The organism is Rhizobium sp. IY2 (assembly GCF_047532935.1).
GTDB lineage: Bacteria > Pseudomonadota > Alphaproteobacteria > Rhizobiales > Rhizobiaceae > Rhizobium > Rhizobium anhuiense.
Map to the genome: position 1 here is coordinate 1 of NZ_JBLKNU010000064.1, position 223 is coordinate 223.

At 66.4% G+C, this 223-nt stretch carries 1 protein-coding gene; it reads left to right on the forward strand.

All coding sequences use genetic code 11. The annotated features are described in order from the left end of the window. A partial coding sequence (locus tag ACMUVN_RS33405; protein WP_414816070.1) for an NAD(P)/FAD-dependent oxidoreductase occupies nucleotides 1-223 on the forward strand: 223 nt, incomplete at both ends.

Genomic DNA, 223 nt, shown 5'->3' on the forward strand with positions numbered 1-223 from the left:
CGTTGTGATCGTCGGCGCCGGTCCGGCCGGTCTTGCGGCGGCGATCCGGCTGAAGCAGGTCAATCCGGAGCTTTCGGTCGTCGTGCTGGAGAAGGGCTCTGAGGTCGGAGCCCATATCCTGTCTGGCGCCGTCGTCGATCCGATCGGCATCGACCGGCTGCTGCCCGGCTGGCGTGAGGAGGAGGGGCACCCGTTCAAGACGGAAGTGACAGACGACCACTTC